This window comes from Streptomyces sp. V3I8, from assembly GCF_030817535.1.
Classification (GTDB): domain Bacteria; phylum Actinomycetota; class Actinomycetes; order Streptomycetales; family Streptomycetaceae; genus Streptomyces.
Window position 1 is genome coordinate 4,463,858 of the sequence record NZ_JAUSZL010000002.1, and the last position, 13,534, is coordinate 4,477,391.

Consider the following 13,534-nt stretch of genomic DNA (forward strand, 5'->3'; position numbering starts at 1 on the left):
CGACATGACGGTCATGGAGCAGCGAGGCGCACACCGGCCGACCCCGCCGCCGGCCTGGCAGCCCCGCACCGACCCCGCGCCGCTGCTGCCCGACGCGCTGCCCCACCGCGTTCTCGGCACCAGGGCGGCCGAACGGGTCGATCCGGACCTGCTGCGCCGGCTCTACGCGGAACTGGTGCGCGGCCGCCGCTACAACACGCAGGCGACCGCCCTCACCAAGCAGGGCCGCCTCGCCGTCTACCCCTCCTCCACCGGCCAGGAGGCCTGCGAGGTCGCCGCCGCGCTCGCCCTGGAGGAGCGCGACTGGCTCTTCCCGAGCTACCGGGACACCCTCGCGGCCGTCGCCCGGGGCCTGGACCCCGTCCAGGCGCTGACCCTCCTGCGCGGCGACTGGCACACCGGCTACGACCCGCGCGAACACCGCGTCGCCCCCCTGAGCACGCCACTCGCGACTCAGCTCCCGCACGCCGTGGGCCTCGCGCACGCCGCCCGCCTCAAGGGCGACGACGTGGTCGCGCTCGCGCTCGTCGGCGACGGCGGCACCAGCGAGGGCGACTTCCACGAGGCACTGAACTTCGCCGCCGTCTGGCGGGCCCCGGTGGTCTTCCTGGTCCAGAACAACGGCTTCGCGATCTCCGTGCCGCTCGTCAAGCAGACCGCCGCCCCCTCCCTGGCCCACAAGGCCGTCGGGTACGGGATGCCGGGCCGGCTGGTCGACGGGAACGACGCCGCCGCCGTGCACGAGGTCCTGGGCGAGGCGATCGCCCACGCGCGCGCGGGCGGCGGCCCGACGCTCGTGGAGGCGGTGACGTACCGCATGGAGGCCCATACGAACGCCGACGACGACAAGCGCTACCGCGACGGCGCCGAGGTCGAGGTCTGGCGGGCGCACGACCCGGTCGCCCTCCTGGAGCGGGAGCTCACCGGGCGCGGACTGCTCGACGAGGACGGCATACGGGCCGTGCGCGAGGACGCCGAGGCGATGGCCGCGGACCTGCGCGAGCGCATGAACCAGGACCCGGTGCTCGACCCCGCGGACCTGTTCGCGCACGTCTACGCCCGGCCGACCACGCAGCTCCTGGAGCAGGAGGCCCTGCTGCGGGCCGAGCTGGCCGCCGAGGCGGACCGGCACGAGGACGACGACACGTACGACCGGGAAGGAAGCGCGCGATGACCACCGTCGCGGTGAAGCCGGCCACCATGGCCCAGGCCCTCGGACGCGCCCTGCGGGACGCGATGGCCGACGACCCGGCCGTCCACGTCATGGGCGAGGACGTGGGCACCCTCGGCGGCGTCTTCCGGGTCACCGACGGGCTCGCGAAGGAGTTCGGCGAGGACCGGGTCACGGACACCCCGCTGGCCGAGGCGGGCATCCTCGGCACGGCGGTCGGCATGGCCATGTACGGGCTCAGGCCGGTCGTGGAGATGCAGTTCGACGCCTTCGCGTACCCCGCCTTCGAGCAGCTGATCTCGCACGTGGCGAAGATGCGCAACCGCACGCGCGGGGCGATGCCGCTGCCCCTCACCGTGCGCGTGCCCTACGGCGGCGGGATCGGCGGCGTCGAGCACCACAGCGACTCCTCCGAGGCGTACTACATGGCGACCCCGGGGCTGCACGTCGTCACCCCGGCGACGGTTTCCGACGCGTACGGACTGCTGCGCGCGGCCATCGCCTCCGACGACCCGGTCGTCTTCCTGGAGCCCAAGCGCCTGTACTGGTCGAAGGACACCTGGAACCCCGAGGAACCGCAGGCCGTGGAGCCGATCGGCCGCGCGGTGGTCCGCCGTACGGGCCGCAGCGCCACGCTCGTCACGTACGGGCCGTCCGTGCCCGTCTGCCTGGAGGCCGCGGAGGCGGCCCGGGCCGAGGGCTGGGACCTGGAGGTCGTCGACCTGCGCTCCCTGGTGCCGTTCGACGACGAGACGGTCGCCGCGTCCGTGCGGCGCACCGGCCGGGCGGTCGTGGTGCACGAGTCGGGCGGTTTCGGCGGGCCCGGCGGGGAGATCGCCGCGCGTGTCACCGAGCGGTGCTTCCACCACCTGGAGGCGCCGGTGCTGCGCGTCGCCGGGTTCGACATCCCGTATCCGCCGCCCATGCTGGAGCGGCACCACCTGCCCGGCGTCGACCGGATCCTGGACGCGGTGGCCCGGCTGCAGTGGGAGGCGGAAAGCCGATGACCCGTGCCTCCGACATGTTCAGCCGTGAATTCAGGCTGCCCGACCTCGGCGAGGGCCTCACCGAGGCGGAGATCGTCCGCTGGCTCGTCGAGGTCGGTGACGTCGTCGCCGTCGACCAGCCCGTCGTCGAGGTCGAGACGGCCAAGGCGATGGTCGAGGTGCCCTGCCCGTACGGCGGCGTGGTCACCGCCCGCTACGGGGACGAGGGCACCGAACTGCCCGTGGGCTCCCCGCTGCTGACGGTCGCGGTGGGGGCACCGGCATCCGACGCGCAGGCATCCGACGCGCAGGCCTCCTCCGCCCCGGCCTCTTCCGTCCCGGCCCCCGGTGCCACGGCGTCCGGCGGCCGGGTCTCCGGAGCGCGGGCCCCCCTGGACGAGGACGAGGGGTCGGGGAACGTGCTGGTGGGCTACGGCACCCAGGCGCCCGCGGCACGCCGCCGCAGGGTACGGCCGCCCGCGCCCGCTGCCACACCGGGCCACCGGCCACCGGGTCCCGCCACCGGCACGGACCGGGCCGTCACGGCGGCGCTCCCGGGTCCCGCCACCGCCGCTGCGCGTCCCGTACGGCAGGAGCGGCCGCTCGCGGACCCGGCCGCTCCCGGGACCGGCGACCGGACCGACGGTCCCGTACCGGTGATCTCCCCGCTCGTGCGCCGGCTGGCCCGGGAGAACGGGCTGGACCTGCGGGAGCTGGCCGGTTCGGGACCCGACGGCCTGATCACGCGCGCGGACGTGGAGCACGCCCTGCAGGCCGGCGCGTCCGCCGCCCCGGCCGTCGCGCGGCCGACGCGCAGTCCCGCGCCCACGTCCGCACCGGCCACCGCGGCACCCGCGCGCGCGACCGGCACCCGCGTCCCCCTCAAGGGCGTCCGCGGCGCCGTCGCCGACAAGCTCTCCCGGAGCCGGCGAGAGATCCCCGACGCGACCTGCTGGGTGGACGCCGACGCGACGGAACTGATGCGGGCGCGCACGAGGATGAACGAGGCCGGCGGACCGAAGATCTCCCTCCTCGCGCTCCTCGCCCGTGTCTGCACCGCCGCGCTGGCCCGGTTCCCCGAGCTGAACTCGACGGTCGACACGGACGCCCGCGAGGTCGTACGGCTCGACGAGGTGCACCTCGGATTCGCCGCGCAGACCGAACGCGGACTCGTCGTACCGGTGGTGAAGGGCGCCCACGCGCGGAACACGGAGTCGCTGAGCGCGGAGTTCGCCCGGCTCACCGAGGCCGCCCGGACCGGGTCGCTCACACCGGCCGACCTCACCGGCGGGACCTTCACCCTGAACAACTACGGGGTGTTCGGCGTGGACGGCTCCACGCCGATCATCAACCACCCCGAGGCGGCCATGCTCGGCGTCGGCCGCATCGTCCCCAAGCCCTGGGTGCACGAGGGCGAGTTGGCGGTGCGGCAGGTCGTCCAGCTCTCGCTCACCTTCGACCACCGGGTGTGCGACGGCGGGACGGCGGGCGGTTTCCTGCGCCACGTGGCGGACTGCGTGGAACAACCGGCGGTGCTGCTGCGGACCTTGTGACCTCCCCGGCCCGCAGGGGCCCGTCCCCACCCCCGTCCACATGCTGTGCACGGGGGTGGAAATGATCCATCGGGCACTCATACTCGGGGGGTGACCGCGTTCGAGCCACCCCGCGCACCCGGATCCCCCGAGGCGTCCGGTCCCCCGGGCGCACCCGGTTCCTCCGACGCATCCGGTTCCTCCGACGCATCCGGTTCCTCCGGCGCACCCGGCGGGGACGGCCATGACGCCGTCGTGCTCGCCGGGGGCGCCGCCCGCCGCCTCGGCGGCGCGGACAAACCGGGGGTCCGCGTAGGGGGCCGCGCACTGCTCGACCGCGTCCTGGCCGCCTGCTCCGGCGCGGCCACCACCGTGGTCGTCGCGGAGCCCCGGCCCACCGCGCGCCCCGTGCGATGGGCGCGCGAGGACCCTCCCGGCGGCGGCCCGCTCGCCGCGCTGGACGCCGGTCTGCGGCACACCGGGGCCGAGTACGTCGTGGTGCTCTCCGCCGATCTGCCGTTCCTGGACGAGGGCACGGTACGCAGACTGCTGACCGCCCTTCAGGAGGGGTGCGCGGAGGGCGTGCTGCTCACCGACCCGGACGGCCGCGACCAGCCCCTCGTGGCCGCGTACCGCAGGCCGGCGCTGCTGCGCGAACTGACGGCCCTGCGCGCCGAGCGGGGCGAACTGACCGGACTGCCGCTGCGACGGCTCACCGGCGCGCTCGAACTGACCCGTATCACCGACCCCGTCGCGTCCTTCGACTGCGACACCTGGGACGACATCGCCGCCGCCCGGGCACGTATCAGGGAGCATGGGCACGTGTTGGATGAATGGATCACCGCAGTCAAGGACGAACTGGGCCTCGACCTGGACGTCGACACCGGCGTCCTGCTCGACCTCGCCCGTGACGCCGCCCACGGCGTCGCCCGCCCCGGCGGCGCCGCTGACGACGTTCCTCGTCGGGTACGCGGCCGGCCGGGCCGGGGGCGGCCCCGAAGCGGTCGCGGAAGCCGCCCGCAAGGCGACTGCCCTGGCGCTGCGCTGGGCCGAGGAGGCAGGACCGGACACCGGCGGTGCCCGCCCCGCCGGTGACGCCCGTCCGGATGCCGGATGACCGCCTCGGGGCGCTACGAGGAGGTCGACTTCGACGTCGAGGAAGCCCTCGCCCTGGTCAAGGAAGGCGGTGCCGAGGTGCCCGACGACTCCGGAACCACCGGAGCCTCCTCTTCCGTCCCCGCCCCGGCCCCGCAGGGCGACGGACGGAAGGACACCGGCGAGCACCGCACCGCCATGCCCTGGCAGCGGGCCCGCGCCGTCGCGGGACGGGCGCCCCGCCGGCCGGGCGCCCCCGTCTCCGTCCCCCTGGACGCCGCCCTGGGGCTCGTCCTGGCCGCTCCGCTGGCCGCTCTCACCGACCTGCCGTCCTTCGACACGTCCGCGATGGACGGCTGGGCGGTCGCGGGCCCCGGCCCGTGGGACGTGCGGGCCGGGGGCGTCCTCGCGGGGCACGGCGCCCCGGCGCCGCTCACCGACGGCGAGGCGGTCCCGATCGCCACCGGCGCGCGGATCCCGCAGGACACCTCCGCCGTGCTCCGCAGCGAGCACGGCCACGGCGACGACAACGGCCGGCTGCACGCGATCCGCGACGTCGTGCACGGGCAGGACATCCGCCCCCGCGGCCAGGAGTGCCGCTCCGGCGAACCACTGCTGCCGTCCGGCACGCTGGTCACCCCGGCCGTGCTCGGGCTCGCCGCCGCCGCCGGGTACGACACCGTCTCCGCCCTCCCCCGGCCACGCGCGGAGATCCTCGTCCTCGGCGACGAACTGCTGACCGGGGGACTGCCCCACGACGGGCTCATCCGGGACGCGCTCGGCCCGATGCTGCCGCCCTGGCTGCGCGCGCTCGGCGCGGAGGTCGTCGCGGTGCGCAGGCTCGGCGACGACGCGCAGGCCCTGCGCAGGGCCCTCAGGAACTCCGACGCCGACCTCGTCGTCACGACCGGGGGCACCGCCGCGGGACCCGTCGACCACGTCCACCCCATCCTGCGCCGCAGCGGCGCCGAGCTGCTGGTGGACGGCGTCCAGGTACGCCCGGGCCACCCGATGCTCCTGGCGCGCCTCAAGGAGGACCAGCACCTCGTCGGGCTGCCGGGCAATCCGCTCGCCGCGGTCTCCGGGCTGCTCACGCTCGCCGAACCGCTGCTGCGCACCCTCTCGGGCCGCACGGCGCCGGAGCCGTACACGCTGCCCCTCCAGGACACCGTGCACGGTCACCCGTACGACACCCGGCTCATCCCGGTCGTCCTGCGCGGGGACCGCGCGGCGCCGCTGCACTACAACGGACCGGCCATGCTGCGCAGCATCGCCGTGGCCGACGCGCTCGCCGTCGTCCCGCCGGGCGGCGCGCGGCCGGGTCAGGAACTGGAGATCCTCGACCTGCCCTGGGCCATGGCCGGGATCGAGGTGTGTTTCACGTGAAACTTCCGGGCCACGACGCGATCGCCCGGCAGGCGGACGAACGCCTGATCACCCATCGGGTGGCGCTGCCCCGCCAACGGGTGGAACGCCCGCTGCGCCAGGTCGCCAAACGAGTCGTCATGGCGCTGCTGGTGCTGGTCGGTACGGCCTTCATCGTCTATTTCGACCGGGACGGCTACACCGACAACTCGGACGGTCCGGTCGACCTGCTCGACGCCTTCTACTACGCGACCGTCACGCTCTCCACCACCGGGTACGGCGACATCACGCCGGTCAGCGACGGCGCCCGCTTCACCAACATCTTCTTGATCACGCCGCTGCGCGTGCTGTTCCTGATCATCCTGGTCGGCACCACTCTCGAGGTCCTCACCGAACGCACCCGGGAGGAGTGGCGACTGAACCGCTGGAGGACCGCTTTGAGGGAGCACACCGTTGTCATCGGGTTCGGCACGAAGGGCCGCTCGGCGATCCAGACCGTGTGCGCCACGGGGCTGAAGAAGGAGCAGGTCGTGGTCGTCGATCCCAGCTCCAAGGTGATCGATGCGGCGACGGCCGACGGGTACGCGGGCGTGATCGGTGACGCGACGCGCAGCGACGTACTGCTGCGGGCCGAGGTGCAGCGGGCCCGGCAGATCATCATCGCCACCCAGCGCGACGACACCGCCGTGCTCGTCACGCTGACCGCCCGGCAGCTCAACCGCAAGGCGAAGATCGTGGCCGCCGTGCGCGAGGAGGAGAACGCGCCGCTGCTGAAGCAGTCCGGCGCCGACGCCGTCATCACCAGCGCGAGCGCGGCCGGCCGGCTCCTCGGGCTCTCCGTGCTCAGCCCCAGCGCGGGCATGGTCATGGAGGACCTCATCCAGCAGGGCAGCGGACTCGACATGGTCGAACGGCCCGTCATAAAGGCCGAGGTCGGCAAGGGTGTCCGTGAGATCGAGGACCTGGTGGTGAGCGTCGTACGAGGACACCGGGTGCTCGGCTACGACGATCCGGCGATCGGCAAGGTGCAGTTGACGGACCGTCTGATCACCATCGTGCGGGTCAGCCCGCACACCCAGGTCACGCCGGACATGAAACCGCTGCCACAGGACTGAATCCCCCCATGACGGACTGTCGGGAGTAGCCTCGCCCGCATGCGAGCGATCACGATTCCTGAACCTGGTGGGCCCGAGGCGCTGGTGTGGGACGAGGTCCCCGACCCCGTGCCCGGCGAGGGCGAAGTGCTGGTCGAGGTGGTGGCCGGCGCGGTCAACCGTGCCGATCTGCTGCAGCGGCAGGGCTTCTACGACCCACCGCCCGGCGCGTCGCCCTATCCGGGGCTCGAATGCTCCGGACGGATCGCCGCGCTCGGGCCCGGCACCTCGGGGTGGAACGTCGGGGACGAGGTGTGCGCGCTGCTCGCGGGCGGCGGGTACGCCGAGAAGGTGGCCGTCCCGGCCGGGCAGCTGCTGCCCGTGCCGCAGGGCGTCGACCTCGACAAGGCCGCCGCGCTGCCCGAGGTGACCTGCACGGTCTGGTCCAACGTCTTCATGATCGCCCACCTGCGTCCGGGCGAGACGCTGCTGGTGCACGGCGGTTCGAGCGGGATCGGCACCATGGCGATCCAGCTGGCGAAGGCCGTCGGCGCGAGGGTCGCCGTCACCGCCGGCAGCAAGGCGAAGCTGGACTTCTGCGGGGAGCTCGGCGCGGACGTGCTCATCAACTACCGCGAGCAGGACTTCGTCGAGGAGGTCAGGGCCGCCACGGACGGGGCGGGTGCCGACGTCATCCTCGACAACATGGGGGCGAAGTATCTCGACCGCAACGTCCAGGCCCTCGCCGTCAACGGGCGCCTCGCGATCATCGGGATGCAGGGCGGGGCCAAGGGCGAGCTGAACATCGGGGCGCTGCTGGGCAAGCGGGGCGCTGTCACGGCGACCTCGCTGCGGGCCCGGCCGGCCGGGGAGAAGGCGGCGATCGTGGCGGCCGTACGGGAGCATGTGTGGCCGTTGGTCGCCGGGGGGCGGGTGCGGCCGATCGTCGACCAGGAGGTGCCGATGAGTGATGCCGCTGCCGCGCATCGGGTGCTGGAGGAGAGTGGGCATATCGGGAAGGTGCTGCTTACGCTGCCCTGAGCTGGCGGTTCTGGTTCGGGGTGGGGTGGGGTCGGGTTCTGAATTCGGGTGCGGGGTCGGTGGGGGCTGGTCGCGCAGTTCCCCGCGCCCCTAAAAGACTGCGCCGTTCCCCGCGCCCCTGAAGGGCGAAAGGTCGCGCCGTTCCCCGCGCCCCTGGGAGACGGAGGACTGCGCCGTTTCCCGCGCCCCTGAGGGGCGAAAGACTGCGCCGTTCCCCGCGCCCCCCAAGGGGCGCGGGTTTCAGGGTTTGCGTGTTTTCAGGGCCAGGAAGGTCAGGGCCAGGCCCAGGCCGATCAGGACCAGGCCGCTGCCCAGGGGGAGCACCCTCAGGACCGGTTCCGAGGCGCGTGCGGGGTGGCCAGGGGGTGTGGACGGGGGGCGGGAGGCTTTCGGTGGGGCCGCCGGCTCCCGCTGGTCCGGGCTCTCTGAGCCGTCCGGGTGAGCCGACGCGCTCTCCGCGTCCGTCGGGCGCGCCTCCCGGCCCGGGCGCTCGCGGCCCTCTCCCGCCACGCTGCCGGCCCGCGACTCGGCCGGCACCGGCTCGTACGCGGCGGCCTGCGGCGTGTACGAGGGGCTGGTCAGCAGGAGCAGCAGCAGGCCGGTCGGGCGAAGGGCGCGGAACCACGGAGTCACGTCGGTGACCCCCTCCCGGTACGGAGGATCCAAGATCAACGGCCTCAGCCTCACACGGGGGGCCCGCACCGGCATCCCGGTCCGCGGACGGATGCACGGGGTACAGACCGGCCATGTCGATACGCCATGGTCTGCCGGCACTCCTGGAGCGCGGCCCGCCTGACGCGGGGCGCCGGTTCGTACAGGGTGGATCACGTTCCGGAGGGGGCACCACGCCGGTGACGTGGACGAGTGCGAGAGAATGGCGGCATGGAGATGCCGAGGAACGAGAGGTCGCCGGAGAATCCCCAGATCCTGGTCGTGGGCCAGGACGGGATGGCTCTCGGTGGCGGTGGAGACGAGGACTCCCGAGAGGTCCCGGTGACGGAGATGGTGGAACAGCCCGCCAAGGTCATGCGGATCGGGAGCATGATCAAGCAGCTGCTCGAGGAGGTGCGTGCGGCACCCTTGGACGAGGCGAGCCGGGTACGGCTCAAGGAGATTCACGCCAGCTCGGTGAAGGAGCTGGAGGACGGGCTCGCTCCCAACCTCGTCGAGGAACTGGAGCGGCTCTCCCTGCCGTTCACGGACGACGGCATCCCCTCCGACGCCGAACTGCGGATCGCGCAGGCGCAGCTGGTCGGCTGGCTGGAGGGCCTCTTCCACGGCATCCAGACCACCCTGTTCGCCCAGCAGATGGCGGCCAGGGCGCAGCTGGAGCAGATGCGCCGGGCGCTGCCCCCGGGCGTCGGCGGCGAGGACGAAGAGGTGGATCCGCGGGCCGCCGGCGGCCGCACGGGCGGTCCGTACCTGTAGGACACCTGCGGTCCGCGACCCGGGGATCACCGGGTCGCGGACGACGCGGTGACACGAACGACTCCAGACAGTCAGCGGACGAGAGGGGCCCGGCAGGGATGCCGGGCCCCTTCGACACGTCCGGCCGGCGTCCGGACAGCATCCGGTCGGCGTCCGGTCGGCCTGCGCGGCCGGCGTACGGCGCGCCGCGTGATCAGGCGGGGTCGCCCGTCGACACGTAGAGCTGGATCTTGGGCATGCTCTTGGGGTCGACGTCCGAGCCCGATTCGGGGATCTGGCTCATGACCGTGCCCTCGCCGTAGGCGTTCTCGTCCACGGTCTTGGACTCGTACTGCCAGCCCGCCGCCTGGAAGCACGCCTTCACGGAGTCGATGTTCTTGAACTTGAACTCCGGGACCCGGATCTTCTCCTCGTCGTTGTACGACTCGTCGGGCTCCGTGCACGCGGTCTTGTCGATCTTCTTCGTCGTGTCGGGACCCTTGTGGCCGGACCCGGCCCCGGACACCTCCTCGGAGGCTGACGCGCGGGCGCTGTTCGCGACGTCCTCCTTCTTCTTGTCGTCGTCCCCGCCGCCCATGGTCAGCGCGGCGATCAGCCCGCCGACCGCGACGAGCGCGACGACGATCGAGCCCACGACCACCGGCATGCCGCTCTTGCGGCCACCGCCGGAGCCGGACGCGGAGTGCGGGGACATCGTGTACGGCGGCGGGGTCGGCAGGCCCTGCTGCGGGGCGTACGCGGAGGACTGGGCCGGTGTCGGGTAGCCGCCCTGCTGCGGGTAGCCGTACGAGGGGGCGGGTGTGTGCCCCGCCGCCGGCGTCGGCGGGCCGTAGGCACCGGGCTGGTACGGCGTCTGCACGTTGCCTTGGGGTGCCTGCGCCGACTGGTCGACCGGCGGGAACACCGCGGAGGCCACCCCGGCTCCGCTCGACGTCTGCACGCCGGGCACGATGCTCGGCGGCGCGGGCTGGATGGACCGGGCCACGCGCAGGCACTCGTCGCGCATCGACTCGGCGCTCACGAAGCGTTCGTTCGGGTTCTTCTTCAGCGCGCGGGCGATCAGCGCGTCCACCGCGGGCGGCAGCGAGCGGTTGACCGAGGAGGCCGCGACGGGCGTCTCCTGGACGTGCGCGTACGCGATGGCCAGCGGCGAGTCCGCCTCGAACGGCAGGCGCCCGGTCACCAGCTGGAACAGCATGATGCCGACGGAGTACAGGTCGGAGCGGGCGTCGACGCCGCGGCCCAGGGCCTGCTCGGGGGAGAGGTACTGCGGGGTGCCGACGACCATGCCGGTCTGGGTCATCGAGGTCACACCGGACTGCATGGCGCGGGCGATGCCGAAGTCCATCACCTTGACCACGCCGCGCTTCGTCATCATGACGTTGCCCGGCTTGATGTCGCGGTGGACCAGGCCCATCTCGTGGCTGATCTCCAGCGCGGCCAGCACGTCCGCGGTGATCTTGAGGGCCTTGTCGGCGGGCATGGCGCCCTGCTGCGCGATGTCCTGGTCGAGGACCGAGCCGAGCGGACGCCCCTCGACGTACTCCATGACGATGTACGGGGTGGTCACCCCGTCGAGGTCGTCCTCGCCGGTGTCGAAGACCGAGACGATGTTGGTGTGCGTGAGCTTGGCCACCGACTGGGCCTCGCGGCGGAAGCGCTCGCGGAAGGCCTGCTCACGGCCGAGGTCGGTGTGCAGTGTCTTGATCGCGACCTGCCGGTCGAGCACCGAGTCGTAGGCGAGATGCACCGAGGCCATGCCGCCTTCGCCGAGCAGGTCACGCAGCTGGTAGCGCCCGCCGGCGACCGAGTGTCCCACGTACCGGCCATGTACGCCGTCCTGGCTCATCTTTCCGCGTCCCCCATCGGCCGTGCTCCGTCACGCGGGCGAAAACTGCCGGTGTGGCTCCCGCGGCCGGTGTTCCCTGTGGTCATTACCGGCCAAGTCTGCCCGAGGGCACCGACACGTCAAGCTCGGTGCCCGTTCCGTGACCGTACGCGAAGGAACAGTCGCGGAAGCGTTACAGGTGCCCCACCGCCGGTACACAGGGCGCGCACCCGTATGTGCACCCGTATGTACACCCGTGGCCGGTCCACGGGTCCGGCGACCGGGTCCATCCCGGACCGACGCCTCGCGCGGAGGCTGTAGCGTGGCCCGACGGAGACCGTAACAACCACCGCGCGTACTACGTCGACCGGTGCGGACAGAAACGACGGCGAGGACCGATGGCACAGCAGCAGCGCGCTCAGGGCCCGTCCGACCCCGAGGCGACTGGCGGCGGTATGTCAGATGCGCCGGAGTTGTGGGGTAACGGCGGGCTCGTCGGGGACGGTCGGTACCGGCTGACCCACAGACTCGGCCGGGGCGGTATGGCCGAGGTGTTCGCCGCCGAGGACGTCCGCCTAGGGCGGACCGTCGCGGTCAAACTGCTCCGCGGCGACCTGGCCGAGGACCCCGTCTCGAAGGCCCGTTTCACGCGCGAGGCCCAGTCGGTCGCCGGCCTCAACCACCACGCGGTCGTGGCGGTCTACGACTCGGGCGAGGACGTGCTCCCGCACCAGGTCGTCCCGTACATCGTGATGGAGCTCGTCGAGGGCCACACGATCCGCGACCTCCTCCTCAACGCCGATGCCCCCGGGCCCGAGCAGGCGCTCATCATCGTCTCCGGGGTGCTGGAGGCGCTGGCTTATTCACACCAGCACGGCATCGTTCACAGGGACATCAAGCCCGCGAACGTGATCATCACCGACACCGGCGCGGTGAAGGTGATGGACTTCGGCATCGCGCGCGCCCTGCACGGCGCCCAGTCGACGATGACGCAGACCGGCATGGTCATGGGCACACCCCAGTACCTCTCGCCGGAGCAGGCGCTCGGCAAGGCGGTCGACCACCGCAGCGACCTGTACGCGACGGGCTGTCTGCTCTACGAACTTCTCGCGCTGCGGCCGCCGTTCACCGGTGAGACCCCGCTGTCGGTGGTCTACCAGCACGTGCAGGACATCCCGGTGCCCCCGTCCGAGGTCTCGGACGGGGTGCCGCCGGAACTCGACGGCCTGGTCATGCGCTCGCTCGCGAAGGAGCCGGACGACCGGTTCCAGACCGCCGAGGAGATGCGCGGCCTCGTCCAGTACGCGCTGCAGATGCTGTACGACCAGGGCGGCCACACCGGTACCTGGAACACCGGCCCGGTCACCGTGCACGAGGGCATGAGCACCCCGGCGGCGGGTCTCGCCGGCGCGGCCGGGCTGCCGCACCCCGGCGACATGGGCACCACCCAGATCCCGTCACCGCTGCTGCCCCCGGGCGGCGGCGACGACGGCGGCTTCGAGGGCCACGGCAACCACGGCAGCGGCCGCGGCAAGCTGTGGATCCTCGCGGTCCTCGCGGTGATCGCGATCGCGGCGGGCGTGGCACTGGCGCTCAACGGCGGCGGGGGCGACGGCGGCGGGCCCGGCACGAAGACGTCGCCGACCGCCTCGGAGACCGAGAAGAAGAACACTCCGAGCAAGGAAGCGTCGGACGAGCCGACGGACGAGGAGACGGACGAGGACACGAGTACGGGCGGCAACTCGGACTACACGCCGTCGTACCAGCCGTCGCCGACCTACTCGCCCACGCCCACGCAGGAGAAGCCCTCGGACGAGGCCACCACCAAGCAGCCCACGCCGACGGAGACGGAGGAGGAGCCGACGCCCACGGAGGAGGAGCCCACTCCGACACCTCCGGCCGGCGACGACGGTGGCGCGAACGGGGAGCCCGACGGCGGAGCCGAGGGGAACTGACCCGTCCGCACCGGCGTCGTCACCCGATGTGCCCGGCCG

Annotated in this window: 10 protein-coding genes and 1 pseudogene; 9 read left to right on the top strand and 2 right to left on the bottom strand. The window is 73.0% G+C overall.

The features are described 5' to 3' along the window. Positions 1-4 precede the first annotated feature (4 nt). The 7 genes and pseudogenes from pdhA to QFZ75_RS19855 all read left to right on the top strand — a co-directional run bounded on the left by pdhA (position 5) and on the right by QFZ75_RS19855 (position 8,284). Positions 5-1,174 (top strand): pyruvate dehydrogenase (acetyl-transferring) E1 component subunit alpha, encoded by a 1,170-nt coding sequence (pdhA, locus tag QFZ75_RS19825; RefSeq protein ID WP_307538736.1) that lies wholly within the window; start codon positions 5-7, stop codon positions 1,172-1,174. Beyond that, the gene (locus QFZ75_RS19830; protein WP_307538738.1) at positions 1,171-2,178 is read left to right on the top strand and encodes an alpha-ketoacid dehydrogenase subunit beta; all 1,008 of its coding nucleotides are present in this window, start codon (positions 1,171-1,173) and stop codon (positions 2,176-2,178) included. Before pdhA ends, QFZ75_RS19830 begins: the two co-directional genes overlap by 4 nt. Next, positions 2,175-3,710, top strand: a complete 1,536-nt coding sequence (locus tag QFZ75_RS19835) for a dihydrolipoamide acetyltransferase family protein (RefSeq protein WP_307538740.1) — start codon at positions 2,175-2,177, stop codon at positions 3,708-3,710. Before QFZ75_RS19830 ends, QFZ75_RS19835 begins: the two co-directional genes overlap by 4 nt. A gap of 234 nt (positions 3,711-3,944) precedes the next feature. Then, positions 3,945-4,806 (top strand): annotated as a pseudogene (locus QFZ75_RS19840) (NTP transferase domain-containing protein). Beyond that, complete coding sequence (locus tag QFZ75_RS19845; protein WP_307538742.1) at positions 4,803-6,170, top strand: molybdopterin molybdotransferase MoeA; 1,368 nt, start codon at positions 4,803-4,805, stop codon at positions 6,168-6,170. Before QFZ75_RS19840 ends, QFZ75_RS19845 begins: the two are co-directional and overlap by 4 nt. Next, positions 6,158-7,264 (top strand): TrkA family potassium uptake protein, encoded by a 1,107-nt coding sequence (locus QFZ75_RS19850; RefSeq protein WP_307538744.1) that lies wholly within the window; start codon positions 6,158-6,160, stop codon positions 7,262-7,264. The genes QFZ75_RS19845 and QFZ75_RS19850 overlap by 13 nt, the downstream gene beginning before the upstream one ends. A 39-nt stretch (positions 7,265-7,303) precedes the next feature. Beyond that, on the top strand, positions 7,304-8,284 hold the full coding sequence (locus tag QFZ75_RS19855) for an NAD(P)H-quinone oxidoreductase (protein ID WP_307538746.1): 981 nt from the start codon (positions 7,304-7,306) through the stop codon (positions 8,282-8,284). 240 nt (positions 8,285-8,524) lie between these two features. Here QFZ75_RS19855 and QFZ75_RS19860 read toward each other — a convergent pair whose 3' ends face one another. Continuing rightward, a complete protein-coding gene (locus QFZ75_RS19860; RefSeq protein WP_307538747.1) occupies positions 8,525-8,956 on the bottom strand; it encodes a hypothetical protein in 432 nt (143 codons plus the stop codon). Positions 8,957-9,166: 210 nt separating this feature from the next. Here QFZ75_RS19860 and QFZ75_RS19865 point away from each other — a divergent pair, with 210 nt between their 5' ends. Further along, on the top strand, positions 9,167-9,712 hold the full coding sequence (locus QFZ75_RS19865; protein ID WP_307538749.1) for a bacterial proteasome activator family protein: 546 nt from the start codon (positions 9,167-9,169) through the stop codon (positions 9,710-9,712). Positions 9,713-9,905: 193 nt separating this feature from the next. Here the strand turns inward: QFZ75_RS19865 and QFZ75_RS19870 are convergent, their stop codons facing one another. Further along, positions 9,906-11,561, bottom strand: coding sequence for a protein kinase (locus tag QFZ75_RS19870; RefSeq protein WP_307538751.1), 1,656 nt, complete (start codon positions 11,559-11,561; stop codon positions 9,906-9,908). Positions 11,562-11,938: 377 nt separating this feature from the next. Between QFZ75_RS19870 and QFZ75_RS19875 the strand changes: the two genes are divergently transcribed. Then, positions 11,939-13,495: a protein kinase gene (locus QFZ75_RS19875; protein WP_307538753.1), complete on the top strand. Its 1,557-nt coding sequence runs from the start codon at positions 11,939-11,941 to the stop codon at positions 13,493-13,495. Positions 13,496-13,534 lie beyond the last annotated feature (39 nt).

Coding starts and splice junctions, on each gene's coding strand:
- pdhA (WP_307538736.1), top strand. CDS start 5: ATGACGGTCATGGAGCAGCGAGGCGCACACCGGCCGACCCCGCCGCCG.
- QFZ75_RS19830 (WP_307538738.1), top strand. CDS start 1,171: ATGACCACCGTCGCGGTGAAGCCGGCCACCATGGCCCAGGCCCTCGGA.
- QFZ75_RS19835 (WP_307538740.1), top strand. CDS start 2,175: ATGACCCGTGCCTCCGACATGTTCAGCCGTGAATTCAGGCTGCCCGAC.
- QFZ75_RS19845 (WP_307538742.1), top strand. CDS start 4,803: ATGACCGCCTCGGGGCGCTACGAGGAGGTCGACTTCGACGTCGAGGAA.
- QFZ75_RS19855 (WP_307538746.1), top strand. CDS start 7,304: ATGCGAGCGATCACGATTCCTGAACCTGGTGGGCCCGAGGCGCTGGTG.
- QFZ75_RS19865 (WP_307538749.1), top strand. CDS start 9,167: ATGGAGATGCCGAGGAACGAGAGGTCGCCGGAGAATCCCCAGATCCTG.
- QFZ75_RS19870 (WP_307538751.1), bottom strand. CDS start 11,561: ATGAGCCAGGACGGCGTACATGGCCGGTACGTGGGACACTCGGTCGCC.
- QFZ75_RS19875 (WP_307538753.1), top strand. CDS start 11,939: ATGGCACAGCAGCAGCGCGCTCAGGGCCCGTCCGACCCCGAGGCGACT.